Origin of the sequence: Tumebacillus permanentifrigoris, assembly GCF_003148565.1 — a bacterium.
GTDB lineage: Bacteria > Bacillota > Bacilli > Tumebacillales > Tumebacillaceae > Tumebacillus > Tumebacillus permanentifrigoris.
In genome coordinates, this window is record NZ_QGGL01000001.1 from 461,662 (window position 1) to 487,508 (window position 25,847).

General features: G+C 54.7%; 26 protein-coding genes. 6 read left to right on the forward strand and 20 right to left on the reverse strand.

The genetic code is table 11. The features are described from left to right. Nucleotides 1-9: 9 nt before the first annotated feature. Nucleotides 10-1,731, reverse strand: a complete 1,722-nt coding sequence (gene abc-f, locus C7459_RS02045) for a ribosomal protection-like ABC-F family protein (protein ID WP_109685749.1) — start codon at nt 1,729-1,731, stop codon at nt 10-12. Nucleotides 1,732-2,128: 397 nt separating this feature from the next. Here abc-f and C7459_RS02050 point away from each other — a divergent pair, with 397 nt between their 5' ends. Both C7459_RS02050 and gerQ read left to right on the forward strand, forming a co-directional pair. Then, nucleotides 2,129-2,590, forward strand: a complete 462-nt coding sequence (locus tag C7459_RS02050; protein ID WP_109685751.1) for a cell wall hydrolase — start codon at nt 2,129-2,131, stop codon at nt 2,588-2,590. Between the two features lie 27 nt (nt 2,591-2,617). Beyond that, nucleotides 2,618-3,130 carry a spore coat protein GerQ gene (gene gerQ / locus C7459_RS02055; RefSeq protein ID WP_245884361.1) on the forward strand — a complete coding sequence of 171 codons (513 nt, stop codon included), beginning with the start codon at nt 2,618-2,620 and terminating at the stop codon, nt 3,128-3,130. 145 nt (nt 3,131-3,275) lie between these two features. On the opposite strand, the gene C7459_RS02060 is transcribed toward gerQ, so the two are convergent. The 3 genes from C7459_RS02060 to helD all read right to left on the reverse strand — a co-directional run bounded on the left by C7459_RS02060 (nt 3,276) and on the right by helD (nt 6,669). Next, entirely contained in the window at nt 3,276-3,554 is a 279-nt protein-coding gene (locus tag C7459_RS02060; RefSeq protein WP_109685754.1) for a WXG100 family type VII secretion target, read from the reverse strand. A gap of 107 nt (nt 3,555-3,661) precedes the next feature. Continuing rightward, entirely contained in the window at nt 3,662-4,288 is a 627-nt protein-coding gene (locus C7459_RS02065; protein ID WP_109685756.1) for a nitroreductase family protein, read from the reverse strand. 77 nt (nt 4,289-4,365) lie between these two features. Continuing rightward, a complete protein-coding gene (helD, locus tag C7459_RS02070) occupies nt 4,366-6,669 on the reverse strand; it encodes an RNA polymerase recycling motor HelD (protein ID WP_109685758.1) in 2,304 nt (767 codons plus the stop codon). Between the two features lie 328 nt (nt 6,670-6,997). Here helD and C7459_RS02075 point away from each other — a divergent pair, with 328 nt between their 5' ends. Further along, entirely contained in the window at nt 6,998-8,530 is a 1,533-nt protein-coding gene (locus C7459_RS02075; protein WP_109685760.1) for an MDR family MFS transporter, read from the forward strand. A 79-nt stretch (nt 8,531-8,609) separates the two neighbouring features. Here the strand turns inward: C7459_RS02075 and C7459_RS02080 are convergent, their stop codons facing one another. The 3 genes from C7459_RS02080 to C7459_RS02090 are packed head-to-tail and all read right to left on the reverse strand — an operon-like array spanning nt 8,610 to nt 11,448. Beyond that, a complete protein-coding gene (locus C7459_RS02080) occupies nt 8,610-9,578 on the reverse strand; it encodes a sugar phosphate isomerase/epimerase family protein (protein ID WP_109685762.1) in 969 nt (322 codons plus the stop codon). 26 nt (nt 9,579-9,604) lie between these two features. Further along, nucleotides 9,605-10,342 carry a ThuA domain-containing protein gene (locus C7459_RS02085; protein WP_109685763.1) on the reverse strand — a complete coding sequence of 246 codons (738 nt, stop codon included), beginning with the start codon at nt 10,340-10,342 and terminating at the stop codon, nt 9,605-9,607. Nucleotides 10,343-10,347: 5 nt separating this feature from the next. Next, complete coding sequence (locus C7459_RS02090) at nt 10,348-11,448, reverse strand: Gfo/Idh/MocA family protein (RefSeq protein WP_211320320.1); 1,101 nt, start codon at nt 11,446-11,448, stop codon at nt 10,348-10,350. A gap of 193 nt (nt 11,449-11,641) precedes the next feature. Here C7459_RS02090 and C7459_RS22930 point away from each other — a divergent pair, with 193 nt between their 5' ends. Then, nucleotides 11,642-12,670: a LacI family DNA-binding transcriptional regulator gene (locus C7459_RS22930; protein ID WP_170119208.1), complete on the forward strand. Its 1,029-nt coding sequence runs from the start codon at nt 11,642-11,644 to the stop codon at nt 12,668-12,670. A 46-nt stretch (nt 12,671-12,716) separates the two neighbouring features. On the opposite strand, the gene C7459_RS02110 is transcribed toward C7459_RS22930, so the two are convergent. Genes C7459_RS02110 through C7459_RS02130 form a run of 5 tightly spaced genes read right to left on the reverse strand, consistent with a single transcriptional unit; the run spans nt 12,717 to nt 17,663 of the window. Next, nucleotides 12,717-13,523 carry a sugar phosphate isomerase/epimerase family protein gene (locus C7459_RS02110; protein ID WP_109685770.1) on the reverse strand — a complete coding sequence of 269 codons (807 nt, stop codon included), beginning with the start codon at nt 13,521-13,523 and terminating at the stop codon, nt 12,717-12,719. Next, on the reverse strand, nt 13,520-14,596 hold the full coding sequence (locus C7459_RS02115; RefSeq protein ID WP_109685772.1) for a zinc-dependent alcohol dehydrogenase: 1,077 nt from the start codon (nt 14,594-14,596) through the stop codon (nt 13,520-13,522). Before C7459_RS02115 ends, C7459_RS02110 begins: the two co-directional genes overlap by 4 nt. Nucleotides 14,597-14,624: 28 nt before the next feature. Continuing rightward, a complete protein-coding gene (locus C7459_RS02120) occupies nt 14,625-15,467 on the reverse strand; it encodes a carbohydrate ABC transporter permease (RefSeq protein WP_109685773.1) in 843 nt (280 codons plus the stop codon). Next, on the reverse strand, nt 15,461-16,339 hold the full coding sequence (locus tag C7459_RS02125) for a carbohydrate ABC transporter permease (protein ID WP_109685775.1): 879 nt from the start codon (nt 16,337-16,339) through the stop codon (nt 15,461-15,463). Before C7459_RS02125 ends, C7459_RS02120 begins: the two co-directional genes overlap by 7 nt. A 10-nt stretch (nt 16,340-16,349) precedes the next feature. Then, a complete protein-coding gene (locus tag C7459_RS02130; protein ID WP_109685778.1) occupies nt 16,350-17,663 on the reverse strand; it encodes an ABC transporter substrate-binding protein in 1,314 nt (437 codons plus the stop codon). Between the two features lie 285 nt (nt 17,664-17,948). On the opposite strand from C7459_RS02130, the gene C7459_RS02135 reads away from it, so the two are divergent. Next, complete coding sequence (locus C7459_RS02135) at nt 17,949-18,479, forward strand: GNAT family N-acetyltransferase (RefSeq protein ID WP_245884366.1); 531 nt, start codon at nt 17,949-17,951, stop codon at nt 18,477-18,479. An 83-nt stretch (nt 18,480-18,562) separates the two neighbouring features. Here C7459_RS02135 and C7459_RS02140 read toward each other — a convergent pair whose 3' ends face one another. The 7 genes from C7459_RS02140 to C7459_RS02170 form a co-directional block, all read right to left on the reverse strand. Beyond that, nucleotides 18,563-19,072: an SRPBCC domain-containing protein gene (locus tag C7459_RS02140; protein WP_109685783.1), complete on the reverse strand. Its 510-nt coding sequence runs from the start codon at nt 19,070-19,072 to the stop codon at nt 18,563-18,565. A 123-nt stretch (nt 19,073-19,195) separates the two neighbouring features. Continuing rightward, nucleotides 19,196-20,089 (reverse strand): pentapeptide repeat-containing protein, encoded by an 894-nt coding sequence (locus tag C7459_RS02145; RefSeq protein WP_109685786.1) that lies wholly within the window; start codon nt 20,087-20,089, stop codon nt 19,196-19,198. Between the two features lie 122 nt (nt 20,090-20,211). Further along, nucleotides 20,212-21,084: an RNA polymerase sigma-70 factor gene (locus C7459_RS02150; RefSeq protein ID WP_245884367.1), complete on the reverse strand. Its 873-nt coding sequence runs from the start codon at nt 21,082-21,084 to the stop codon at nt 20,212-20,214. Between the two features lie 29 nt (nt 21,085-21,113). Then, nucleotides 21,114-22,442: a phytoene desaturase family protein gene (locus tag C7459_RS02155; RefSeq protein ID WP_109685788.1), complete on the reverse strand. Its 1,329-nt coding sequence runs from the start codon at nt 22,440-22,442 to the stop codon at nt 21,114-21,116. Nucleotides 22,443-22,655: 213 nt separating this feature from the next. Beyond that, the gene (locus tag C7459_RS02160) at nt 22,656-23,249 is read right to left on the reverse strand and encodes a YdeI/OmpD-associated family protein (protein ID WP_109685790.1); all 594 of its coding nucleotides are present in this window, start codon (nt 23,247-23,249) and stop codon (nt 22,656-22,658) included. A gap of 99 nt (nt 23,250-23,348) precedes the next feature. Beyond that, nucleotides 23,349-23,870, reverse strand: coding sequence for a spermidine/spermine N(1)-acetyltransferase (gene paiA / locus C7459_RS02165; RefSeq protein WP_109685793.1), 522 nt, complete (start codon nt 23,868-23,870; stop codon nt 23,349-23,351). 26 nt (nt 23,871-23,896) lie between these two features. Further along, nucleotides 23,897-24,349 (reverse strand): MarR family winged helix-turn-helix transcriptional regulator, encoded by a 453-nt coding sequence (locus tag C7459_RS02170; protein WP_109685796.1) that lies wholly within the window; start codon nt 24,347-24,349, stop codon nt 23,897-23,899. Nucleotides 24,350-24,454: 105 nt separating this feature from the next. On the opposite strand from C7459_RS02170, the gene C7459_RS02175 reads away from it, so the two are divergent. Beyond that, nucleotides 24,455-25,054, forward strand: coding sequence for a YczE/YyaS/YitT family protein (locus C7459_RS02175; RefSeq protein WP_245884362.1), 600 nt, complete (start codon nt 24,455-24,457; stop codon nt 25,052-25,054). Nucleotides 25,055-25,234: 180 nt separating this feature from the next. Here the strand turns inward: C7459_RS02175 and C7459_RS02180 are convergent, their stop codons facing one another. Then, nucleotides 25,235-25,666, reverse strand: a complete 432-nt coding sequence (locus C7459_RS02180; RefSeq protein ID WP_109685798.1) for a YciI family protein — start codon at nt 25,664-25,666, stop codon at nt 25,235-25,237. Nucleotides 25,667-25,847 lie beyond the last annotated feature (181 nt).

Here is a 25,847-nt window from a genome sequence, read left to right on the forward strand (position 1 = left end):
GAACAGGCACTAGCGTAGTTGCGCCCGAATCTGGTTCGCTTGGCGACTGAGCGAGATGAATTCGCTGTCCAACTCCTGCTTTTGCACAGCATCGGTGATGATGCCAAGTTCAAAGGAAAGCTGTGAAAGGCGCGTCTCCAACAGCAAGAGTTCGTCTCGCAAGTTTTGCCTTTGCTGCTTCTTGTTGGGCTCGACCGCTGGTTTGTTGCGTTGCTCCCAGTATTGCTTGAAACCATAGGGATGAACGATCAATTTGCCATCGCGGATCTCCCAGACTTTGTTGGACATTTTCTCAAGGAAGTAGCGATCATGCGAGGCGATGATCATCGCACCTGGATACTCCTCCAGCGCCTCCTCCAGTTTTTCACGCGTGACGAGGTCCAAGTGGTTGGACGGCTCGTCGAGGATCAGCGTGTTGGAGCGACAGAGGATCAGCTTCACGAACACATAGCGCACGCGTTCCCCGTAGCTCAGTGTGGAGAGTTTGCGGAACACGTCATCGCCTCGGAACAGGAAGGAGCCGAGAAACAGCCGGGCGGTCGTGTTGTCCATGTTCGGGAGGTAGAGCAGGTCGTCCAGCAGTGAGGAGTTCAGGTTCAGCGAGTCAAACACTTGATCGAAGTACCCCAGTGTCGCGGAGGGTGTCACCCGGATGTTGCCTTGCTCAAGGGTCAACTGCTGGGTCAAGAGCTTCAATAGTGTGCTCTTGCCTGTGCCATTGGGCCCGACGAGTGCAATCCGGTCGTCCTTGCTCACTTCGAAATCGAGCTTGTCGAGGATCAACCGTTCCCCATAGCGGAACTGGACCCCCTCTCCCCGCAGGAGCACAGGGCGTTCTGTCGTCGTGATGTCGAGGAAGCGCACCTTGGCAACCAGCTTCTGCTCAGGTTTCTCGGCCGGTTCTAGTTTTTCCATTCGGCGTTCGAGGGCTTTGGCTTTGCTGTACATGTTCGCCGCCGTTTTTTTGTCGCCACCCTTGAGACATCTGGCAAAGGAATCGGTCGCGACGCGACCCTTTTCCCCCTTCGCCGCCCATTGGCGCTTGCGTTCGATCGCATCCGCCAAGCGGTCTTTTTCCTTCACGTATTCTGTGTAGTTGTGCTGCAGGCGCTCCTCCTCTGCGGCAACCCAAGCGGCGTACTGTGAGTAGTTGCCCGGGTAGCAGGTGACGGCACAGTCCTTCAACGCCCACGTCTGGTTGGTCACTTCATCGAGGAAGCGGCGATCATGGGAGATGACGACGAGAGAAACCTTCGCGCTACGAAGTTTCTTCTCCAGCAGTTGCACCGCGTCGAGGTCGAGGTGATTGGTCGGCTCGTCGAGCAGGAGCAGATCAGGCTGGTGACTGAGGGCGGCGAGCAAGGCGATCTTGGTCTGTTCCCCACCGCTCAATTGGGCGATCGGCAACTCCCAGATGTGGTCGCGCAGGCCGAGTTCCTTCGCCGCATGGCGTGTGATGTCCGCCTGCTGGGTGGCGAGCCACGCAGCGACGGTCAGTTCCTCAACTTCCTCCAAGGACTGGGGAACGTAGGCGATGGTGCCGTAGGGCGCGACACAACCCGTCTCCGGCTGTTCAAGGGCGGCGAGCAGGCGCAGCAGCGTGGACTTGCCCTCCCCATTGCGCCCGACGAGACCGATCCGATCTCCGGTGTGGATCTCCAGTTCTATGTTCTTCAGCACCTCACGAGTGCCATATGAGTGTCCGAGCTTGGTTGTTTGCATCAACATCATCTAGGGGTCAATCCCTTCTCTATTTAGATAACAGTAGAGACCCAGAGACATCAAAAAGCCGTGGGGATGCATACGCGAACCCACGGCGGAATAGACCTGTATAGGTGGACAGGTTGCTCTACTCTACGACGTATCATGGATTCTGGACAGACGTATCCCGTCTCGCCGCTTCTAGACGAAGCCGCGTATGCAATCGACCGTTTTGTGATTCGGGTCCGTTAGCATACCAGAGAATGATCCATGTCGTGTAAGTAAGGCCACCTTTCCAGTTCAGTTGTTCCTAGTATATGCCAATCTACAGTTTTTGACAACGCGAAAAAAAATGGGCGCATAGGCCAAGTTCCCGATTGCCCGTTTTTTAATACCTTGAAGGTGTAGAAACGTGGAGGTGGAACTGATGGCGGTCGTCAGAAGAAGCGCGCCAGAAGTGCGCTTGTTGGCACGCATGATGCGGGCGGAGGCGGAGGGCGAACTCGAACAAGGCATGCTGATGGTCGGCAATGTCGGGATCAACCGGGTTCGCAACAACTGTTCAGACTTCAAGAACATCCGATCGATCAAACAGATGATCTATCAGCCGACATTTCCGGGGAGCAGGTATTACGCCTTTGAGGCGGTTGGGAAACCGACTTTTTACCAAAAAGTTCGAAACCGTGATATCCGGCTCGCGGAGCAAGCGATTGATGGTCGTCGTCTGTGGCCTGCGACCACCGCGTTGTGGTATATGAACCCGAAATACATCAATCGCAATGTCTGTGTCACACCCAGTTGGCCAACTGCAAATACACAATATGTGGGCCGGTACAAAGCGCATTGTTTCTACGCTGCGACGTATAAGGAATGCCCGACATTCCGCTAATACCTGAAAAGGGAGCGATCAGAACCCATGTATACGTATTCCCCCTGCTCGAAATCTTCCGCGTACCCGGTGAACCATCGCGCATCCTCAGCGATGCCGTACTACCCGATGCCTGTGCCCGTAACCATGCCGATCCATCCGGGGATGGCCTATCCGCAGATGCCGATGCAAATGCAACCACAATCCCAGATGCCGACGGGACCACAGTCGCAGATTCCGATGGGACCAACCACCGACATCCCGAATGCGATTGGCGGTCCAGGTGAGGAATCCTACCTCGAAAACATCCTGCGCTTCAACCGTGGCAAGGTGGCTACCTTTTACCTGACCTTTGAAAACAACACCCAGTGGAACGCCAAGATCGTCCGTGGCCGCATCGAAACCGCTGGACGTGACCACATCATCGTCAGCGACCCGCAAACCGGCAAGCGCTTCTTGCTCCAGATGATCAACCTCGACTGGGTGGAATTCGACGGCCCGATCGCGTACATCCCGCCGAAACTCCCCCCGTCCATCGCGCAAGACTTGACGACGGGCTGATGCTTGCCACAGGAGTAAACCAACACGAAAAACCCTTGCTCAGCAAGGGTTCTGGTTCATGGCTGATGCTCTCCCGAGGAGTACACGCTAGGAAAAAACCCTTGCTCAGCAAGGGTTCTGGTTCTAGCGGGTGTCTGTGTCAGTTTTACTTGGTGAACATCTTGGAATCGGTCTCGTGATAGGTGGTACCCGCGGTGTGCAGGTTGCTGGCGATCTCGCCCATCGCTTGGTTGAGGTGATCGAGCGAGCCGTGCAGACGGCGCCAGAGGTCGTTGAAGGCGCTGGCCGAACTGCCCGACCAGCCGCCAGATGCGCTGTTCGCCGCAGCGTTCAGGTTGCCGACCGTCGTGGAGATGTCGTGTACAATCGCATGGAACGAGTCTCCGGTGCTATGTAATTGTTCGGAATCCACCTGAATGTGCATGTTGAACCCTCCCTGATGATCAGTACAATAGGTACTTCTACTATAGTACAAATTTCCGTTTTCTTCAAATTAAAAGACCCCTTCGCACGATGCGAAAGGGTCTTTTTTTACAGGCGGTTGAAGCTCACGAATTCTCCGACGGGCTTGCGGTATCCGCGCGGACGGAGGCTGGTGGTATCCTCCTGACCGATCGTGATCAGCATGACCGGCACGTAGCGCTCCGGCAGATTCAGCACGTTCGACAACTGCGCAGGGTCGAAGCCGATCATCGGGCAGGTGTCCCACCCGCGGTCTTTGGCGGTCAGCATGAACGTCATCGCCGCCAGCGAGGCGTTGCGGATCGCTTCCTCGCGTTGGAAGACGGGGCCGTTGCCTTCGTAGGTTCCGTTGATCATGTCAATCGTCTGATTGTACTCCAATTGGCTGATCACACCCAACTGGAGCAGGCCCTCATAAATTTGCGGAGCTTGCTGGTAGGCCAGCATGTCGCCGAGGACGACGACCACGGCCGAGGAAGACTTGACTTTGTATTGCTGGTAGGCCGCGTTGTAGACTTGCTCCTTCACATCTGGATCATCAACAACGAGGAATTGTGCATGTTGCAGGTTGAACGCGGAGGGGCTGAATTTGACGAGGCCGAACATCTCTTCAAACTCTGAGCGCGGAATTTCGATGCCTTGGGTAAATTTGTTCGCGGAACGCCGTGTTTTGACAAGCATTTGGAAGTCAGACATTGTAGGAATCCCCCATTGGACCGAGTGGTTTTCAACTCATGATACCCCACTTGGGAGAACTCCGTCTGTCATCCACTTCACAGTGCTTGCTGCAAAAACGGACTCATCTCCCCGGTGTAGTACACATGCAGTTCGTGCATCGCCCGCGTGCAGGCTGTGTAGAACAACCGGCGTTCGCTCTCTCGCCCGTAGACATCTGCAGAACCGTTGTAGAGGATCACGGCGTCAAACTCGACACCCTTGGCGAGATAGGCCGGGATGACCACGGTGCCATTTTCAAAAGAAGCGGTCTCCTGCCCGATCAACCGCACCGGGATCGTGCCGTTCAGCGCCTCAGATGCGACACGGCTCTCGGCGGCCGTTTTGCAGATCACGGCGATGTTTTGATGCCCTGCCGCTTGCAAGGAACGGATGCGGTCGAGGATGTGCGCGTGCAAGTCCTCGTGATCGGCCACATGAGTGACCGTCGGCGGAAGTCCCTCGCGGTTGAACGGTTCAATCCGCTCGCCGCCGGGGATCATCCGGCGCGTGAACTCGACGATCGGTCGCGTCGAGCGGTAACTGCGCGTCAGGATGAACGCCTCCGTCTCCTCAGGCGGATACAGTGCAGACACTGCTGTGAAGCCGGTGCTACCCGCCGCATGGACGTAGATCGCTTGGTTGAAGTCGCCGAGCACCGTCATTTTCGCCCGAGGGAACAGTCGTTTCAAAAAGGCAAACTGGAACGCCGAGTAGTCTTGCGCTTCATCGACAAAGACATGGCGGATCGAGGTGTTGGTCTGGAAGCCTTCGATGCGCTCCTTCATGAACAGATACGGCGTGGCATCCTCATAGGCGAGTTCGGCGCGGTCGAGCCGGTCGATCGTCTGGGCACAGATCTCCGCCCAGTGCTGAGGTGCGTTTTCCAGCGGGCGTTCAAAAAGCTGACGGTAGATTCCCGGCAGGTCGAGGAACAACAGGCGACGCACGCGGGCGCGGATTTTTTTGAAACGCTCCTGCACGACCATGAAGGCGAGTTTCTCCTCCTCGCGCTGGTAGTCGTCAAATGAGTTCTGGGTGAACTTTTTCTTTTTGCGCAGGGAGCGGTAGGCTTGCAGGTAGGACTCCGTGTCAAGCAGTTGGATTTCCTCCTCCACCCACTCCTTGGTCAGTTCCTCCTCCGCTCGGACCTCCAGTTGTTGCAACAGCCAATCGGCGAGCAGTTTCATGCGGTTGGGCAAGGGCAGACTTCCCTGAAAGCTGTAGAACTGTTCGCGCAGTTGGTCGGCGGAGTAGATCACCTCGCCACGGAACTTGATGTTTTTGAACAGCAATCCTTCATGCCCGAGGTTGCTGAGGTAGCGTTCCAGCACCTCCATGAATTCGGTGGTCGCTTTGTATTGAATCCCCGCGATGCGTGCCTCGTAGCCTGGCTCCTGCATCGCGGTCAGGGAGTATTCCATCTGGGTCAGTGGGTCTTCGAGATCGAACATCCGGCCGAGACGGTGTTCCAGATAGTCCACAAACGTGGTCTGTTGCATGTTCTCCTCGCCCAACTCGGGCAGGACGGTGGATACGTAGCTGTTGAACATCGTGTTCGGGGAGAACAGCACGATCTGGTTGGCGCTCAACACTTCACGGAAGCGATAGAGCAAGTAGGCGACCCGTTGCAGCGCGGCAGAGGTCTTGCCGCTGCCTGCCGCGCCTTGGACGACGAGCAGACGAGCTTGCGTGTTGCGGATCATCTGGTTTTGTTCGCGCTGGATGGTGGCGACGATGCTTTTCATCTGGTGGTCCGCCTGTTTGCCGAGCACTTCCTGCAACAGTTCGTCGCCGATCGTCACACCGGTGTCAAACAGGCTGCGGATGTGGCCCTCGCGGATCATGTATTGACGCTTCAGCTCCAACTCGCCTGCGACAGTACCACCAGGGGTTTCGTAGTGTGCGGGACCGGGCGGATAGTCATAATAGAGGCTGGAGACGGGAGCTCGCCAATCGTAGACGAGAAATTCGTCCTCTGCTTCGTTGAGCAAGGTGGCGATTCCTAAGTAGATGCGATCGCTTGTGGACTCGCTGTCATCCTTGAAGTCGATGCGCCCGAAATAGGGCGACTGCTCCAGTCGAATGAGTTTTTTCAGTTGGTTTGACGCATGGGTGTGACGGCGTTCGCGTTCAGAGAGCACTTCGGCCTGTTGTCGCATGCTGGCGATCGTTTCAATGACATCATCTACATCTTCGAAGCTTACGGTCACATCGTCCCAAAAATGCTTGCGGATGTCGACGATGTCCTCACGCGTTGCTCCGACTGTTTCTTGCAGGGATTCGATTCGGGTTCCAATCTCATCGACGACCCGATCTACCCGTTGCTGTTCATCCTGCCACTCCTGCTCCGTCACGCTCATCGAACCACTCCTTTTCACAACGGTTGACAATGTAGGGTTTATTGTGCTACCATTATAATGGATTGATTTACTGAAATTTTCCTAACCCTATAAACGAACACTCCTCATTGTAGCATGGGGTTTTCTGGGTTTCAATATGTATTGGAGAAAACGGTGGTGCCTTGGTGCCTCCGTTTTTTTTATGTCACTGCTCTAGGGTTCCCTACTTCCTCTCGTCATCCACCTTCAGACTGATATTTGGGCGCGGCTGGCGACGGAGGGCACTATATTGGCTTCATGGTACGCTTTTTTTAGTTGTAATTATTCGTAAAAGGAAGTGATTGTTTTCATGTCAGGAAAACAAACGAGACTCGCGCCCGTCGTCATCGGGTTGCTGCTCGGAATGTTCATCGCGGCGCTGGACAACACGATCGTCTCCACCGCGATGGGCTCGATCGTCGGAGATCTCGGCGGTCTCGACAAATTCGTCTGGGTGACCTCCGCCTACTTGGTCGCCGAGATGGCCGGCATGCCGATCTTCGGGAAGCTGTCCGACATGTATGGACGGAAGCGCTTTTTCGTCCTCGGGATCGGGTTGTTCCTGCTCGGGTCGATTCTCTGCGGTACGGCACAGAACATCGTACAACTGAGCATCTACCGGGCGATCCAAGGGATCGGCGGCAGTGCGCTGATGCCGATCGCCTTCACGATCGTCTGGGATGTGTTCCCGCCTTCCTTGCGGGCCAAGATGAGCGGGATCTTTGGCGCGGTGTTCGGTCTGTCCAGTATCTTCGGGCCGCTGTTGGGCGCGTACATTACCGATTACATCAACTGGCGCTGGGTGTTCTACATCAACGTTCCGCTCGGTCTCGTCGCGCTGGGTCTGATCACGGTCTTCTACCGCGAATCACTCCAGCACTCCGCACAAAAAATCGACTGGTGGGGCGCGAGCACGTTGGTCTCCTCTGTCGTCTCGCTGATGTTCGCACTGGAACTGGGCGGCAATAAGTACGCGTGGGACTCCCCGCAGATCCTCTCGCTGTTTGCGGCGTTTGGCTTGCTGTTCGTCGGCTTCCTCTATGCGGAGACCAAGGCGGAAGACCCGATCATCCCGTTCCAGATGTTCAAGCGTCGGCTGTTTGCCGCCACGAACCTCGTCGGGCTGTTCTATGGCGCTACATTCCTCGTCTCCACGGTGTACATCCCGATCTACATCCAAGGGGTGATGGGCGGTACGGCGACGAATTCCGGCCTGCTGTTGCTGCCGATGATGGTCGGCACGACGATTGCAGCACCGCTGGGGGCGCAGTTCTCCAGCAAGTTTAGTTACCGCAACATCATGATCCTCTCGACGGCGATCCTCGTGACCGGGATTTGTCTGCTCGGGACGCTGACGACGGAGACGTCGCGCACGTTGGTCACGGTCTATATGGTCATCATCGGCCTCGGCACCGGGGCTTCGTTCTCGGTGCTCAGCATGGCGGCGATTCACAACATCGACGCGAGACAGCGCGGCACGGCGAGTTCGACCAACTCGTTCCTCCGCTCGTTCGGGATGACGCTGGGGATTACGATCTTCGGGGTCATCCAGCGGAATCTGTTCACTGACAAGATGACCGCGTCGCTCGGTGCTGCCCAGTTCGGTGGTGCAGACGCTTCCAGCGACCCGCGTGGTCTGCTCTCCCCGGTTGCGCGGGCGCTGATCCCTGCTCCGGTGCTGGAGAAGATCACGGAGGCCCTGTCCGCATCGATTGCCACGACGTTCCTCTGGACGCTGGTGCCGGCCCTGATTGCCTTCGGATTTGTCCTGATGATGGGCAAGGAGAAAATGGTGCCAGAAGCGGTGCAACAGATGCCCCCTGCGAAGAGTGTGGAGGCGTAACTATAGATCGGAAAAAAGCTCCTGTGCGTGTGTGCACAGGAGCTTTTTTTGCCTACTCGGGTAGGGTTTCATCGTGGCGCTAAGCCCACCAGACGTTGTCGTGCTTCTCGCGGATCACCTGTTGCTTCAGGAAGGCAACCGCCTTTTGGAACCCTTCGTCAACCGCCATCAGGCTGTCCTCGTGCTCGATGCTGAGCGTGCCGTTGTAGCCGACCAATTGCAGGGCGCTGATGATGTCACGCCATGTTTTTTCCCCGTGTCCGTAGCCGACGGTGCGGAAAATCCAAGAGCGCTGCAATTCGTCGCGGTAACTCTTGGTGTCGAGCACTCCTTGCAAGGACATGTTGCGGGTGTCAAATGCGGTGTCTTTGGCATGGAAATGGAAGATCGCGTCCTTTTGCCCCAATTCCTTGATGCACGCCACCGGGTCCATGCCTTGCCAGAACAGGTGGCTCGGGTCAAAGTTCATGCCGATCGTGTCGCCACAGGTCTCACGCAGGCGCAGCATGGTCTCGGTGTTGTAGACCACGAACCCTGGATGCGCTTCGATGGCGACGCGCACGCCATGTTCCTGTAAAAACTGGTGCTGGCGGGACCAGTAGGGAATCACTTTCTCCTGCCACTGCCAGTCGAGCACCTTCGTGAACTCCTCCGGCCACGGGCAGGTCACCCAGACCGGGTTCTGCGACGTGTCGGACTCACCCGGACAGCCGGAGAAAGTGATGACATCCAGACCGCCCAGCTCGGCGGCGAGGCGCACGGTGTTTTCGAAGTCCTCATGATATTGGCGGGCGACTTCTGCATTCGGATGCAGCGGATTCCCGTGACAGCTGAGGGCGCTGATCTCCAAGCCGCGATCTTGCACGGCCTGCGCAAATGCACGCAGTTTGGCTTTGTCGGCCAGCAATTCGGCAGGGTCGCAATGCGCCTTGCCCGGATAGCCGCCTGTGCCGATCTCGACCGTGTCCAGACCGCTTTTCGCCACATAATCGAGCGCTTCGGTCAAGGATCGATCCCCGAACAGCACCATAAATACACCCAGTTTCATCTCGTTCCCTTCCTCTCACGTTGCGATTAGGCTTCTTGGTTGGTCAGCACTTCCAACGGTTTGGCATTGCCGTAGACCGGTGTCGGCCCTTGCGTCGAATGCGCCCAGTTTACCGCATTGGCGATCACTTTTTGAATCTGGGCGTTGTGATAGGTCGGATGGGTTTCATGGCCAGGGCGGAAGTAGAAGATCTTGCCGCCACCACGGCGGAACGTGCAACCGCTGCGGAACACTTCGCCGCCAGCAAACCACGAGACCATCACCAATTCATCAGGAGTCGGGATATCAAAGTGCTCCCCGTACATCTCCTCGTGCTCCAGATCGATATACTCCCCGATCCCACTGACGATCGGATGCGTCGGATCGACGACCCACAGGCGTTCATTCTCGCCCGCTTCCCGCCACTTCAGATCACAGGACGTCCCCATCAGGCGCTTGAAGACTTTCGAGAAATGGCCGGAGTGCAGGACGATCAGCCCCATGCCCTTCCAGACGCGCTCCACCACTTTGGCTACCACCGCGTCGCTCACTTCATCATGCGCGACATGGCCCCACCAGATCAGCACATCTGTCGCGTCCAGCACAGCGTCTGTCAGCCCGTGTTCCGGCTCATCGAGCGTGGCGGTGCGCACAGCGTGTCCTTGCTCAGCGAGCGGTTCGGCGATCGCCTGATGAATTCCGTTCGGGTAGACCTCCCGCACCTTTTCGTTTTTCAGTTCGTGCCGATATTCATTCCAGACCGTAACGCGGATTCCTGTGCTCATCTCGGTTATCTCCTTTGTCCTGATTCATCGAAATAAATCGCCTCGCCCGTTTTGGCGGAGTCATAGATCGCCTGCAAGATCTCCGTCACCACCAACGCTTCCTCCGGTTTCACAACCGGCTCGGTGTCTTCGAGGATCGACCGAATCCAAGATCGCGCTTCCAGATCAGCGGCGCTCTCCGTACTGCCGTCATAGAAGTCCACGCCCTTGCCTTCCAACTCGATCTCACGCGTGTACAAGCGACCGAGGTCCTCTCCGTTGATGCGCAGACCATTCAGCATGTCAGCGCCACCCTTGGTGCCGGACAGCGTACATTTCGCTTCCCCCGTTTGCAACGAGTTCAGCGCCCAGCTCGATTCGAGCACGATCGTCGCCCCATCCTGCATGACGATGAAGCCAAATGCCGAGTCTTCCACCGTGAACTTCTCAGGGTCCCACGGGCCCCACGCATTGGCCGCGTTTTTCATCTTGCCCAGTTGATGATGGGTGGTGCCGACCACCAGTTTCGGCTTGTAGTTGTTCATCATCCACAGCGTCAGGTCCAGCGCGTGTGTCCCGATGTCGATCAGCGGGCCACCGCCCTGCTTCTCCTCATCCAAGAACACGCCCCACGTCGGCACCGCACGGCGGCGGATCGCATGCGCCTTCGCATAATAGATGTGACCCAAGTCGCCACGCTCACAGATCTCGTGCAAGTAGCGGCTGTCGCTGCGGAAACGGTTTTGGTACCCGATCGACAGCTTCTTGCCCGTGCGGCGCGCCGCTTCGACCATCGCCTTGGCACCGGCGACCGTCTTGTCCATCGGCTTTTCACACATGACATGCTTGCCTGCTTCCAGAGCAGCCACCGTGATCTCCGCGTGCGTGTCATTCGGCGTGCAGATATGTACCACGTCGATCGAGGCATCCTGCAGCAGTTCTCGATAATCGGTATAGACTTTTCCGTCCTCGTTGCCAAAGTCCGCCCGTGCGGAGATGGCGGCACTCTCTACGATGTCACAAAAAGCAACCATCTCCACCTCGGCCAGTTTCTTCAGACTCGCCATGTGCTTACCACGCGCAATGCCATTGCAACCGATGATGCCTACTCTAAGTTTTTGAGTCACGTTGATCCCTCCAGGTCGGATAAAACGTTTTCTAGCGTTGATGTCCATATGGGATAGACCGCCTCATCAGCGCTCAGAAAACGTTTTCTTGCTGAGAATTTCTCATAAATCTAATCTTTTGTCAACTACTCACTTGCTCGTGTGTGCCATTTTCAGGTACATTGGTCTCAGTGCAAGAGGAAGAGGTGTGAGTATGAACCCTACGATTCATGATGTGGCGAAACAGGCCAATGTCTCGATCTCCACCGTTTCCCGTGTGTTCAACAACCCGGATTCTGTTGGCAAGGAGATGCGCGAGCGCGTCCTGCAAGTGATCGAGGAGCTAGGATACGCGCCGAATCCGTTTGCCTCCGGGCTGCGCGACAACCGCAGCATGGTCATCGTAGCGATGATTCCCGATATCCGAAATTCTTATTATGCCGAGATGTTGTCGGGGATTGAGGAAGTGGCGCTCTCCAAGCGCTACAACGTGATCATCTGCAACACGATCCAAAACGAGGAACGGTTCTTGGAGTATGTAAAATACTTTGTGAAAAAGAAAGTCGATGGTCTGATTTTTGCCAGCACCGAGATCACCGAGTTTTATAAAAAGAATTTCGATGCCTTGAACATCCCCGTGGTGCTGGCCTCGACAGAAGGCCGGGCGTGGGACCTCCCCTCTGTACGGGTCGATGATGTGCAAGCGAGTTACGATGCGACGACATTTTTGATCAACAACGGGCATCAGGAGATCGGGTTTATCAGCGGCCCCTCGCACCTGCTCGTCCCCAATGTGCAACGCTATGAAGGGTATCGCAAGGCGATGCAGGACCACCAAGTGCCGGTCTCAGAGCAACATGTCGTCTATGCCGAGATGACTTTTGACGCGGGCTATGAAGCGATGTCGCGCCTGTATGCGAAGATGCCGCACCTCACAGCGGTCTATGCGGCGAGCGATGCGATGGCGATCGGCGCGATGAAGTTTTTGCATGAGCAAGGTCTGGAAGTCCCGCGCCATGTGTCGGTGATGGGGTTTGACAATCTCGAACTCTCGCGGATGATCTCCCCCGGGCTGACCACCGTTGCCCAAAACATCTATGAGATCGGCAAGTCCGCGGGCGAGTTGCTTTTTCAAGGCATTGAAAACCGCGACCAAGACCTGCAGAGCGTCACGATCGCCCACGAGATCATCGTGCGCGGGACGGTTCGGAATCGACGGCTGAAGTCCGACTCCGAGCGGTAAAAAGCCGCGAGATCCCTTGCACGAAGGGATCTCGCTTTTTCCACCTCTAGAGCCCGGCGCGCTCCAGACACCGCTTCACATACTCCACCGAATCCCGATACCGCTCTACCTCTGGAGTCCCCATCACACGGCACTCGAACACCAAGTCCCCCGCATACTCGATCTCCTGGAGCACCTGAAACGCGGACACAAAGTCCAGATGCCCGTCACCCGGTTGGTAGCGGTGGCTGTCCGCGAGGTGGATGTGCCCCAGATACGCCTGCGCCCTGCGGAGGCTGTCCTCGATGCTCGCTTCCTCGATGTTCATGTGGTAGAGGTCGGCAATCACTTTCACATGCGAAAATTGCCCCTCCTCCAACAGCGAGACCGCATCGGAGAGTTTGTTGATCATGTGATCCTCATAGCGGTTGAGCGGTTCCAGATACAGATATGTGCCCGTCGCCTGCGCCACTCGGTTGATCCGCTCCAGCGAGTCCAACAGCACCTGCCGATCCTGCTCCTCCGACCTCGGCGGGATCATCGGAGGCAGCCGCTTGGAGAACATCCCCCATGCGGCCGGCACGACGATCCCCCTGCCGGAGAGTTCCGCGAGGCGCTTGAGAATTTCCCCGATCTCCGCAATCGCTTGTTGCCGCCGTTCCTCCTGAAAATCCCCAATCCACCCCTGATACCCACCACAAGCCGTGGAGATCGGGACACCCGTCTCGCGGATGGCCGCCTTCAGTTCCGCAAAACGTTCCAGCACAGCCTTCCCATCGACTTCAAACGTTTCAAATCCCATCAGTCGGATCGTGCGCAACTTGCCAGCGAAGTCGGCGGGAAAAAACGGTTTGTCCTGCGTCCCGATCCTCACGCGCCTCCGCCCTCCTGCTCGAAGCGAATGCCCAACTTGATGCTCAACTCCGGGCTCCGGTCGACATACTCACAATATGCGGCAGCCGATTCCTCGAACGCGACCACGGGGGTCACGATCCCTTCACAATCCAGTTTGCCGGAGCTGAGCATGTCCCAACAGACATCCTCGATCCGCCGGCGATTCCAGCGCGGGCTGTCCGGGTTCGGTTCGCTGGCGACGCGGGAAAACACGATCTTCGCATTGTTAAAATGCGCCTCTCGTCCCAGATCGAGACCCCCACTCCATGCCCTCGCCCACCCGACATACGCGATCGTTCCCCCATACGCCAAGCCTCGGAGCGCGGCTTGCAGCGCATGAGCGTTGGCGCTGGTTTCGATGATCACATCGACGCCGAGCTTGCCGGTCGCTTTTTTCAAAGCCAACCCGACATCCTCCGTCAGCGGGTCGAAGGCATCGTCCACACCCGCTTGTAACGCAACGTCTCGTCGAATGGCAATCGGGTCGACGACGGCGACATAACTAGCCCCGCACTGCTTCGCCATCTGCGCCGCCAATTGCCCGATCGCCCCCAAGCCGATCACCGCCACACGGTCGCCTGCCCGCATCTGCGAATCGCGGATACCGCCCAAAGCAAATTGCGCAGGGTCATAGCAGACTGCGTTTTTCCAGGACATCCCCGCTGGGAGTTTGCGCAGCCGGAAATTGTCCACCGCAGGCACGATCTGCGTCTCGCGAATGCCGCCATAGCTGCAGACCAGATCCCCGACGAGATAGTCCTGCACATCCGCCCCCACTTCGCGAATCACGCCGACCCATTGATTCCCCAGATTCCACTCTCCGAACTTGACGCCCTTGTCCGCTTGGGTTGCTCGTGGCAAAAACAACTGCCATTCCGCATCGTATTGCTCGTCTAAAAAAGGGGTCTCCCCGCGAAAGTCCGCCAGTTCCGATCCGTGCTTCGGGGACGCGTATTGAACCTGTACCCGAACTTCATGCGGCAAAATCGGGCGGTCTTGATAGGACAAGAGGGCGGCCTCACGAGGCGCGACCGCGACCAGTTGTTTGTACATCTCCCAATCCCTCCATTTCCTTGGGTTGCTACCCTTTTACCCCTCCATCGGTCAAACCGCCCGTGAAGTACCTTTCCATGAAACCAAACATCAAGACCACCGGCAGGGCGGTCAACAGCGAGGCTGCCATCATCCGTCCCCACACGTAATGTTTCGTGTGGAACAGGTGACTGAGTCCGATCGGCAGCGTCATGTTGTCCTCCGACGTGATGAACACGGATGCGAATAGATAATCATTCCAAGCAATCATAAATACATAGACAAATACAGAAACGATCGCCGGCATCGAGAGCGGCAGGACAATTTTGTAGATGACCTGCACCCGGCTCAACCCGTCGATCAGGGCTGCTTCCTCCAGCGATTCGGGAATTGTGCGGAAATAATTGCCGAGCATATAGAGAGTCACCGGCATCGTCAGGACCAGATAGGTGATGATCAGGGAGAGTTTGGTGTCGTAGAGGCCCGCCAAATTGACCATCTTGAACAACGGAACGACCAACAACACCCCGGAGAACATGTAGATCATCAAGACCCCTTTTTGCAACACCCCGCGCCCCTTGTATTCCAATCGCGCAAAACTATACGCGCCCATGATGCCGACGATCAGTGACAACAGAGCTGTGATGAATGAGATCTCAAAACTGTTTTTGAAATACGTCCAAAAGGGAAAGACAGACGGATTCAGCACATCTCGGAAATGTTCGAACGTAATCGTGCTCGGAATCAAGTGTGGAATGACGGAGATGGCGTCCTCATTGGATTTCAAGGACGTACTGAGCATGACCAGAAAGGGAAAAACCGTCGTGACAACGGTCAGCGTGACGAGGGTGTAGAGGATGATGCGATTGACCAGCTTGTTTCGCGTTACCATTTCAACACCTTCCTCACCGCAATAAGTACGAATACCATGACGAGCGCAAACAAGCTGACGGTGATCGCCGCCGCCAACCCATGATTGTACGTGGAGAAGGCCGTCTCATAGGTGTACACACCGACCACCGGGACTTCCTTGGTCAGCAGGTACACTTCATCGAACTTGTAGAAATTCCAGATGAAGCGCAGGATCATCAGTGAGCCGATCACGAAACTCAATTCTGGCAGTGTGACGTACCAGAATTTTTTCCACCCATTGGCCCCATCGATCTCGGCTGCCTCCTGCAACGATGCGTCCACCGTCTGCAATTTGGCGAGGATCATCATGAAGGCGAACGGGAAGATGTGCCAGATGTCAAACAAGATCACCAGCCAAAAGGACGCACCGGGGGAATCCAGCCAATCGATGCGCTCTTGGAAAACACCTAACTTGTCAACGAGCGAATAGTTCACCATGCCATACACCGGATTGAACATGTACTGCCAGACAAACACCAAGGAGATGACCGGGGCCACATACGGGAGCAAGAGGATCGATCGGTAGTAGCGTCTGCCCTTCAAGGGACGATTCAGCAACAGGGCTGCCCCTAGACCGGCCAGTGTCGCCCCGAGCACCGTGATCACCGTGTAGAGCAGCGTGATCCAAATCGAGTGCCAAAACGCCGCATCCTGGAGGAGCGTCTGGTAGTTCTCCAAGCCGATAAACAGGTCGGGTCGGCGTGGATTCAGAGACACTTTGTTGAAGCTCAGCCAGACATTGTACAGCACAGGATAGAAGATCACGGCAGCGACGAGTAAAAATGCTGGGGCGATTAAAAGATACCCCAGGCGAGCTTCGCTCGCCTTAAAGGAGTTCCTTTTTTTCTGCATACGACCATCCCTACTTTTTCACCGATTTTTCCATCTTCTGTTGCGCCGTTTTCGCGACTTCTGCTGGGTCTTTGCCGTGTTCGGTCATGTCGTACACCGCTTCTGCGATGATGTTCTGGGCGGAGATGTCGCCCATCGACGGATACACGACCCCGTCTTGGAACCCGAAGCGTTGCAGATTTTCCAATCCGGCGGGGATGTCCTTCGCCGTCGACCCGAACGCTTTCAGGACGTCGTTGTCCAGATAGGCGGGGTCTTGCGTAACCGATTTTCGAACCGGGTTCGAGCCGCCGGGCGACATGTGCAGGTACTTGATGTTGTTTTCCTTTTTCATGAAGAACGCGACCAGTTTCTTGGCGGCTGCTCGCTGTTGGTCACTGACGGTGTTCGTGATCGTCAAGCCTGTGATTTGGCCAAAAGAGGCCTTGCCTTTGTTTTCGGGAATCGCGAACCCGGTGTTTTTCGCCAGCTCCGGGTTTTGCGAGAGATCGCCCATCAGGTACGTCGAGTACATCACCATCGGGGCGCGACCGGAGAGATACATCTCACGCGCTTCCCGCCAGCTTTCGGCACCGGGCGGCGTGTATTGGGAGAGATTTTTGTAGTAGGTTAAGGAGTCGACCATTTCCGGGGTGTCGAACTTGACGTTGCCGTCCTTGCCAAACACGAGGGCATTGTCGGAGAGCGCGAATTGGCTAAAGGTCTGCTCCGTGAAATCTTCCTTCGCTGTGCCGATGACGATCCCGTACTTTTGATTGCTCGGGTCGTGGAACGCCTTGGCTGCTTTCAGGATGTTGTCCCAGGTTGCAGGCGGTTCTAAGCCTTTTTCCTTGAAGAGTTTTTGGTCATACCAGATGCCTTGCACCCAGCCGGCGATCGGGACTCCGTAATAGCCCGCTTGTTTCGGGTCTTTCAATGTGTCCAGGGCGCCTTTGTAGAAATCGTCTTGGCCGACTTCCTTGATGAGCGCTTCATGCCCGGTTTCATCGGTCACGCCTTCTGTGCCGAGGAACAGCATTTGGTCGATGCCGCCCTCGATGAGCGCTGGCAATTTGTTCGCTCCCAACGCGGCGGAAATTTTATTCGGGAAGTCTTCCTCCGGTACGGGGACTTGCTCGACATGGATGCCTTTGTTTTCGGCTTCAAAGGTTTGGAGCATGTCTTTTAAAACCTTCACGCGGTCTTCCTCTGTTAGTGTATGCCAGTATTGGATGGTAACCTCACCAGATGCAGTACTTGGTTCCGCCGTTTCCTTCGAATTGCAGGCCGTCAAAACAGACAGGCTAACAAGGGCTGTGGAAAAGACTAGAAGACCCTTTTTCATTCGTTCTCCTCCTCAAAAGAATACGTTTACATCTCATCGTGCGCATCGTCAGAATAACAAAGTCAATACAATTGAGTCAATGTAACTTAAATAGATGAAAGTATTTATCATGGGGTAATTTTAACAAAAAAAGACCCCTTCGTGATGCGGGACAGGATTCGTGTAGGTCATTCGCGAAACTTGCAAGGACTTGAAACGAGAGGTAGGTAGGATTTCATGGCTGTTCTTCCCTTTTCATATGATCGATTTCCAGAACTGGACTGCGGGCCATTTCATTTGAGACAAGTGCGTCTGGATGACGTGGAAGCGATGTTTGCCTTGCATTCTGATGAAGAGGTCATGCGCTATAACTATGATCCACTCGTGAACATCGAGCAAGCTGAAGCACGGTTCCACATGATCGAACCAGAATTCAGAGAACAGCGTCTGCTCCGCTGGGCCATCACACGCAAGGAAGACGATCGGATGATCGGTACCGTGATCATCAGCAACTGGATTCGGCCGTTCGCCAGTGCAGACCTCGGGTATGATCTGGCTCGGGAGTACTGGGGCCGGGGGATTATGACGGAGATCTTGAAGCGAGTGTTGGCATTTGGATTTGAGGAGATGGGTTTGAATCGCATCGAGGCGTCATCTGCACCTGAGAATGTCGGGTCGAGACGAGTTTTAGAGAAGCTTGGATTTGCGTATGAGGGGACGTTGAAGGAGAAGTGGTATATGAATGGGAGGTACTGGGACGCGGTCGTGATGGGGTTGTTGCGGCGTGATTATTTGCAGAGGCTGGAGGATGGTTCGACCTCTAGCAAAAAAAGCTGATGTCTGGATTCACCAGTCATCAGCTTTTTGTGTATGTGCATGCACTAGCGCTTAGACAAAGCCGGAGCTCGCTGAAAAAGAGGCTATCGTAACGATTGTACATGCTCAGCGAGACGATCCCACGTTTCGGTGATTCCTTGCTCCATCCCCATGTCCACGACAGTTTTGAGCGCTTCGGCGGACGCGAATCGAGCACGGTTCACGAGTTTCGTCTTTCCATCTAGTTCTTCAAAAGTCATCGTAATATGGGAGGAGGGCATGCCTTCCGTTTCATTGCCTTCTGCGTCCGAGAAGTAGTCGACGTAGACGATCTTCTCCAGCTCGACGATTTCCTCGTAGACCGCTTTGCCCCAAGATTCGAATCCGAAAAAATCACCTTGGTTTTCATCCATGCACTTCATGCAGTAATGCCAGATGCCGCCCGGACGGAAATCGACGTTGCAAACCGTAAGCGTCCAGCCGCGTGGCCCCCACCAGTGCTTCAGATGCTCCGCCTCAGAGAACGCTTTGAAGACAAGCTCGCGCGGCGCGTTAAAAACCCGCTCTAGGATAAGTTCCTGACCCTCTACCTTGAAAATCATGTTGTTCATCATGGAAAATCCCTCCTGATATGTAGTGTCACCGCCTGTACCTCGACTAGCCCAGTCTCCAACTGGACTCGCAGATGCTTCGATGCTTGAGGTGACCCTCTTGCCTGAACTGCGCAACCCGATCCTTTATACTTCGCTGGTGATCCAATGTGCGGGACGAGTGAGCGACTTCGGCAGCTTGGTGTCAGCGTCGCCTCTCGCCGCGTTGAGCTGAGCTTGGGTGAGAAAGAGACTGTCTGTCAGATCAGCACCACGGAGGTCAGCGTCTCGGAAATCAGCGCCAATGAAGTCGGCCGCTCTCAAGTCTGCACCTCGGAGGTCAGCGGCAATCAGGTAAGCACCTCTCAAGTTGGCTCCTCGCAGATCAGCACCTCGAAGCTTTGCCCCCATGAGGTCGGCGCCTCTGAGGTTCCCCCCTCGGAATTGGGCCTTCTTACGCCCCGTGTGGGAATTCTGCTGTTGACGAACTTCGTCTCGAACGAGTTGGCTTACTTGCAGGAGAAGTTCATTGACCCCTGCTCGAAGGGCGACAACATCCAACTCCGATATAGAATCTGGGCTCAGCTGAGTGAGGCTCTCGATCTCGTCGAGTGCGTTGCTGAGCTCACGATGGATCGAACGGGCCGCTTGCAAGGTCAGCGCTTCGGCTACATACCAGAGCAACTCCTGAAGTTGCTTCATGATCCGGAACACGTCGAACATTTGCTGCGCCGACCCTGGGTCTTGCCGCCAATCGCGACCTTCGAACGTGACCTGAGAAACCTTTTGCCCCGCGCCGAAGCAGTCATACACGGTACAACCTCGAAAACCGAGGTCCCTGAGGTTCGTATGGACGCCGCAACGGAAGTTTGGTTGCAAGTTGCGGCAGGGCTGTCCGGCGTCTTTGTCGACGGCAAAGTCTGTAGACGCTGCGAACGGCAACGCGACACAGCATAAGCCAAAGCAGTTCTCACAGTCAGCTTCCAAGCTCTGGCGATACCTCTCGTGCAACAGTACTGCATGTTCGTGATTCTCAGACACTTTGGTTCTCCCCTGTCTTCATCGTCTAGCTGTACTTGTCTAGTCTAAACGAAAGGAACGGACAGAGGAAGTTTCACGAAAAAACGTTGTCTTCGTTCGCTTGGAACGTAGACAACGTTTAATTACTGAATGGCGGTCAGTTTTTCCGGATTGCGAACCAAGTAGACGCTTTGGATGAGACCCTCTTTTTGATGGAAGCAAAACGTGCTGTCCACTTGACCGTTCATCCGGAACAGCAGGCCCGGTTGCCCGTTAATCGTGACAAATTCCATCGAGGAGTTGGCAGCGGACTTGCGGGTGATGCCCTGAAGGAAGGCCAGCACGTGAGGCCCCGAAACGATCGGGCGGATCGCAGCCTGCACGTTTCCACCCCCGTCGGAATACAGCGTGGCATCGGGGGCCAAGAGCTTCAACAGTTGCCCTGCGTCACCTGTGGAAAAAGCGGCGAGGAAACGGTTGAGCATCGCTTGGTCCTGTGCATAGTCCACCCGACATGCTTCCAACTCAACCCCGAGTTTGTTTTTGACGCGGGAGTAGATCTTGCGGCAGTTCGCTTCTTCCTTGTCGACAAGCTCTGAAATTTCCGCATAGTCGTATTGATAGGCTTCTCGCAGAACGAATACGGCCCGCTCTGTCGGGCTTAGCGTCTCCATCATCATCAGGTACGCCATCGACAAGTCATCCCGCCACAACAATTCGTGCAACGGATCGTGATCCGATCGAACGTTTCGGAACACGACTGGCTCCGGCAACCAGACACCCACGTACACTTCCCGGCGGTGCTTGGCCGAGCGCAGGAAGTCCACACAGCGGTTGGTGAGCATCTTGCACAGATAGGCTCGCACGTTGGCGATGCCCAATTTTCGTTCGTCGTTGACTTCGGCGAAGGCAAGGAACGTCTCCTGCACCATATCCTCTGCGTCCATCGCCGTGCCCAGCATGCGATAGGCGAGCGAGAACAACAGCGGCCGATATTGCGGATAGAGGTCTTGCATCACGATGACAACTCCCCCTGACAAAAGCTCTAGCAGCGTGCGCCAGTAGCAAGGCTCAAATGGCTCATTTCCGTGCGCAGGATGTGTGTGGCGATCTCCTTCCCGCTGACATAGGCGGCATCGGCCAGCAAAGACTCATTTACCACCCAGTCTCCAGCGAGGTACAGACCTGGGCAGTCGGACACGACCGTTTCCGGCACCTCAGTTTGGCGGGCGTTTCTGACTCGCTCGACAGTCGGCAGTCCGTTGGTGACCGCGATGCGCGGCAGATAACGGGACGTGATCAGTTCGTTGCGCCATCCCGGTTGCAACTGATCGAGGAAACTCTCCAACTCCTGACGGTTGCGCTTGGCGCTCGTTTCTTCTTGCGCGCTGAGATATTTGAAGATGTGTAGCACGACATGGTTACGATTCTGCGTCAGACGAGCGGTGTGAGAGTGGTTGGAGAAGTAATATGGCCGCTCTAGATGCAAGGCGAAATTCGTTCCCGGATTGGGCAAGCGGCGCAAGGCCACATCCAGGGCAGCACCATAGACCGGGGTGACGCGGTCGCAAAGTACACCCAGTTGTGAGGTTGGCTTCGCATCGGCCAGTTCGAACGTCTTGCTCGGGCTGGCTGTTGACAGCACATTGCGAGTGGCAATCTCCGTGCCGTCCGCAAGTTGCACCGTCATCTCCGGATGAGTCCCGCGGATCGCGGTGACTTTTTTCCCCGTCTGAACGTTCGCACCGACTTGCGCTGCCCGTTCGCCTAGTGCATTCACCACCGTCTGCCAGCCCTCATGTACATAATACACCCCGCCGAGCGAGAGTTGGTACTGGCGAAGCACCGTCCCTGCGCTGATCTGCATCGGACTGTTCGAGTAGGTGCTCAGACGAGCGAGGGCGAGAAAGAAATTGCGGGCGTTTTTCCCCTTCACTGCGCCATGTAGCCACTCTTGCAAGGTTAGGTGCTCCACCGACTGCGGGTTGAGTTTTGAGATTTTGGTGAGCAGGCGGGCCAGCTCGGCTTTTTCCTTGAAAGAAAAGCAGCCGGACTTCAGCAAGCCAAACGCTGTCAACGGCAGGTCGTGTATTTTCTCCTCAGTGACGAGCCGCCCGCCGAGTTTCAGCTCGCCTGCACTCGGCGCAACGCCCAACTCGTGGAGGATCTGGAGGCCCGCTCCGTTTTTATACACGGCGTGTGGGCCGATGTTTAGAAAACAGCCGTTCTGCTCATCCGTTGCCGCACGTCCGCCCAAGCGTGAACCATGTTCCAGTAGTAACACCTGTTTTCCCGCCTGTGCCAAGTACACAGCCGCGGTCAAACCTGCCAAACCAGCACCGATGATCGTGATGTCCCACTTCTTTTTTTCCATTCGAAAACGCCTCCCGTTTGTAGTGAGTACCCTCAAGACGAGAGAGCGTAGGGATTTGTGACAGGGTGGGGGAAAAAGTTGATTGACCAAGTTATTGCTACTCGACGCCTACGCTTTATTAATGAAAAAGACTCAGCCATACGGCTGGGTCTTTTTCACACCTCTGAAATGATGCATCGGTCCAAAGCGACAAGGGGTGGTCGCACGAATAAACTAATCTTTTAATCCCTTTCCATTGAGAATTTGCTGCATATATTTTTCAACCCTTGAGGCTCGAGTTTTGGATTGTTTGGGGTCAGAAAAATAAAGAATGTATGCTCTTTGCCGTCCCGGCGTCAATGCTTCAAAAGCCGTTTTCAAGGCAGGGATTTCATCGAATTTATTTTGAAGTTCTTCAGGAATGATGACCTCTGAACTCTTTTTAAAATTCACTTCCAACCCAGCTTTTTCAACTTCGATGGCTTCATAAATATAGGCTTTCAAGATGGTTTCCATCTCAACTATTTCTTGAACATTGGTGAACCGAATCTGGCGCGCCGCCTGTACATTCTCCGTTTGTTGGATGAGAATCCCTTGGGCATCCCGTAACAAGGCACCTTTGTGAAACAGAAGCGCACAATATTCTTTAAATCCATGAATTAAAACGATGTTTTTTTTCTCAAACGTGTAACATGGATGCATCCACTTAAATTCTTCGGTCAGCTCACAGTCAAGAACAATAGTTCTCAACTTCTCATATTCGTCCTTCCACTTATTAGCTTTACTTAAAAATTCATCAACCTTGGGGTTCATACTACTAGTTGTCATCAAGGAACACCCCTCTTCAATTTTTCGATCAACCGAGCATCAAGCCCTTTCATCGACATTACATCAAAATGATTTGAAGATCAATTTGTTCCTTGCAGCTTAATTTGCAAGGGGCTTGATCATGATCAAGTCCGTTTGCTCTTCGTTCCCCAAGTAGAAGGAATGCGCGCCGTGCAGAACAAAGCCCAGCCCTACATAGAATCGGATGGCACGCTCGTTTTTCTCCCACACCCCCAGCCACATATGCTGTTTGTTTTTCTCCTTGGCGATGTCGATGCTCTTTTGGATCAAGTATTTTCCCAGCCCTTGTCCATGATAGGCGCGGCGTATATAAATGCGTTCGATTTCGAGGGCATCGTCAATGATCTCGTCTGATTGTGCCGCGTTGATGTTGACTTTTAAATACCCAGCCAGCTCTTCGTTGACATACGCAAAATAGAAAAAGGAATCCGTATTCGCGAGCTCTTTCTCCAGTTTTTCCAGAGTGAATGCCTTCTCCAAGTAAGCATCCACGTTCTCAGGCACATTGGTTGCACGAAACGTCTCATCAAATGTCTCAGTACTGATCGCTTGAAGGGTGTGCACATCTGACAACGTACAAGTTTTCAACTGTATGGTCATGGTAATCGTCTCCTTTAGTGTTGTGGTTAGTAATTTCGCTTGTGTCCCTTTTTCACGAATTCCCAGTCCACTTCTACATTTTTTCTGACTTTCACAAGCAGGTCGTGAATCGTCTCGATCTCCTCTGGTGACAGCCCGGACAAGGCCATCTGGTTGGAGTAGTCCCCTTCTCTTTGTAGCGAAGGATAGATCGCGTACCCTTGTTCGGTGGCAAATAGCTTCTTGATCTTTTTGTTGTGATCGTCTTTTTGCTTATAAATGAGTCCCTGTTCCTCCAGTTTGGCGATGGCGCGGGCTGCTGTTGTACGGTCCACTTTGATCATCTCGGCTACTTTTTCTTGAATGATTCCCGGGTTCTCACAGATGCGCACCAAGTACAAATATTGCCCTTTGGCCAGGTCAAACTCTTTAAACTCGATGTTGCTTATCGAGTCCAAGGCCCGAGCGATCATGCCGATCTCACGCAGAATCTCTTTCAACGGCAAACCTCCTTCTCGCCCATCTTTTTGTTGCATTTGCAATAATGTTGCGCGTAGACTATTATAAAACGATCCATTCCATTTGGCTAGGGAGAGAGAAAAAAAATGACGAACAAGCTGAGATATTGCCTCTATGGATTGGGGATTGTGATCTTAACAATGGGGATTGCGCTCACGATCCGTTCCAATCTGGGAACGTCCCCTTTTGATGCGCTGCTGGTAGGGTTGTCCAAAACAGTCGGGCTGACGGTCGGCAGTTGGGAGATCATTCTTGCGCTGGTTCTGGTGAGCAGCAATGCCCTGCTCAGGAGAAAAAAGCCCGAGTTTTTGGGCATGCTGACCGCCTTTATCACTGGGGTGGGGATTGATACTTGGCTATGGGTACTACCCGATTGGGTACAACCGGAAGCCGGATTCACCACGTATCTCTGCTTTGTCCTTGGCCTGATGATTACCGTCACAGGCACATCCCTTTATTTGTTGACCAACGTTGCCCCGATTCCGATTGACAGCCTGATGCTCATCATTCGGGATCTGACACGCACCAATCTATTGTTTGCAAGAACCTTGATCTATCTGCTGCTCTTGTTACTGGCCTTCGTTTTTGCTGGGCCGATTGGCATCGGAACCGTGCTGACAGTCTGCTTCGGGGGCGTCCTGCTGAATGCAATGATGCCGCGTATGGAACGGTTTTTTCAAGAATAAAACAGAGAGATCCCTTGCTACAAAAGGGATCTCTCGCATTTCTCGCTATGCAGTTCGTGCTAGTGCTTTAAAATGGTAGTTATGTTACGCCAACTCATTGGCGTGCAAGACCGGAGACGATCTTGGCCGACTCGATTCTCCAAATGCCATCGATGGTGCGATGGCCAGCGGATTCCCCCACTACCTCAGCTTCCTCTTAACACGTTCAAGCATTTCAGTTTCCCTGGCTATCGCTTCCGGGTCCTGAGTCAGTTCCGCCGCTTCGTACACTTGGCGCAACTCGATTTCGCCTTCGCCGAAGCCGTGCGGGTCTGGCATCCGCATCGCCCACTGGATCGCCTCTTCTCTCGATTTCACCTCGATCAACGTGAAGCCCGCGATCAGCTCTTTTGCTTCCGTGAAGGGTCCTTCTAACACCTTCGGTTTTCCACCAGGTTCCGGATAAGAGATGCGAATCGCGCTCGAGCTTGGGTGGAGTCCTTGTGCGGCAATCAGTGCGCCTGCCTCCGCCAGCTCCTCGTTGAACTTCCTCATAGCGTCAAAATGCTCTTGATTTGGCATGATGCCGGCCTCGGAACTTTTTGTTGCTTTGACAACCAACATGAATAACATCGAAAATCCTCTCCTTGTCTATAATTTGCCTCTATATTGGCAACGAACGGGGGACACCGAAATCGACAGGTTGAAAAATTATTTTCTAATATCTTTTTCAACGCGCTCCAATGATTCCCTTCTCGCTCCAAGTTCAAAAATGAAAGTACACCGCGGCATGTTGGCCCTCCTTTTCAAATAC

Coding starts and splice junctions, on each gene's coding strand:
- C7459_RS02175 (WP_245884362.1), top strand. CDS start 24,455: ATGACGAACAAGCTGAGATATTGCCTCTATGGATTGGGGATTGTGATC.
- gerQ (WP_245884361.1), top strand. CDS start 2,618: ATGTATACGTATTCCCCCTGCTCGAAATCTTCCGCGTACCCGGTGAAC.
- paiA (WP_109685793.1), bottom strand. CDS start 23,870: ATGACCATACAGTTGAAAACTTGTACGTTGTCAGATGTGCACACCCTT.
- C7459_RS22930 (WP_170119208.1), top strand. CDS start 11,642: ATGAACCCTACGATTCATGATGTGGCGAAACAGGCCAATGTCTCGATC.
- C7459_RS02075 (WP_109685760.1), top strand. CDS start 6,998: ATGTCAGGAAAACAAACGAGACTCGCGCCCGTCGTCATCGGGTTGCTG.
- C7459_RS02120 (WP_109685773.1), bottom strand. CDS start 15,467: ATGGTAACGCGAAACAAGCTGGTCAATCGCATCATCCTCTACACCCTC.
- C7459_RS02160 (WP_109685790.1), bottom strand. CDS start 23,249: ATGACAACTAGTAGTATGAACCCCAAGGTTGATGAATTTTTAAGTAAA.
- C7459_RS02150 (WP_245884367.1), bottom strand. CDS start 21,084: ATGCAAGACCTCTATCCGCAATATCGGCCGCTGTTGTTCTCGCTCGCC.
- C7459_RS02050 (WP_109685751.1), top strand. CDS start 2,129: ATGGCGGTCGTCAGAAGAAGCGCGCCAGAAGTGCGCTTGTTGGCACGC.
- C7459_RS02140 (WP_109685783.1), bottom strand. CDS start 19,072: ATGATGAACAACATGATTTTCAAGGTAGAGGGTCAGGAACTTATCCTA.
- C7459_RS02080 (WP_109685762.1), bottom strand. CDS start 9,578: ATGAAACTGGGTGTATTTATGGTGCTGTTCGGGGATCGATCCTTGACC.
- abc-f (WP_109685749.1), bottom strand. CDS start 1,731: ATGATGTTGATGCAAACAACCAAGCTCGGACACTCATATGGCACTCGT.
- C7459_RS02115 (WP_109685772.1), bottom strand. CDS start 14,596: ATGTACAAACAACTGGTCGCGGTCGCGCCTCGTGAGGCCGCCCTCTTG.
- C7459_RS02125 (WP_109685775.1), bottom strand. CDS start 16,339: ATGCAGAAAAAAAGGAACTCCTTTAAGGCGAGCGAAGCTCGCCTGGGG.
- C7459_RS02065 (WP_109685756.1), bottom strand. CDS start 4,288: ATGTCTGACTTCCAAATGCTTGTCAAAACACGGCGTTCCGCGAACAAA.
- C7459_RS02155 (WP_109685788.1), bottom strand. CDS start 22,442: ATGGAAAAAAAGAAGTGGGACATCACGATCATCGGTGCTGGTTTGGCA.
- C7459_RS02130 (WP_109685778.1), bottom strand. CDS start 17,663: ATGAAAAAGGGTCTTCTAGTCTTTTCCACAGCCCTTGTTAGCCTGTCT.
- C7459_RS02180 (WP_109685798.1), bottom strand. CDS start 25,666: ATGTTATTCATGTTGGTTGTCAAAGCAACAAAAAGTTCCGAGGCCGGC.
- C7459_RS02085 (WP_109685763.1), bottom strand. CDS start 10,342: ATGAGCACAGGAATCCGCGTTACGGTCTGGAATGAATATCGGCACGAA.
- helD (WP_109685758.1), bottom strand. CDS start 6,669: ATGAGCGTGACGGAGCAGGAGTGGCAGGATGAACAGCAACGGGTAGAT.
- C7459_RS02060 (WP_109685754.1), bottom strand. CDS start 3,554: ATGCACATTCAGGTGGATTCCGAACAATTACATAGCACCGGAGACTCG.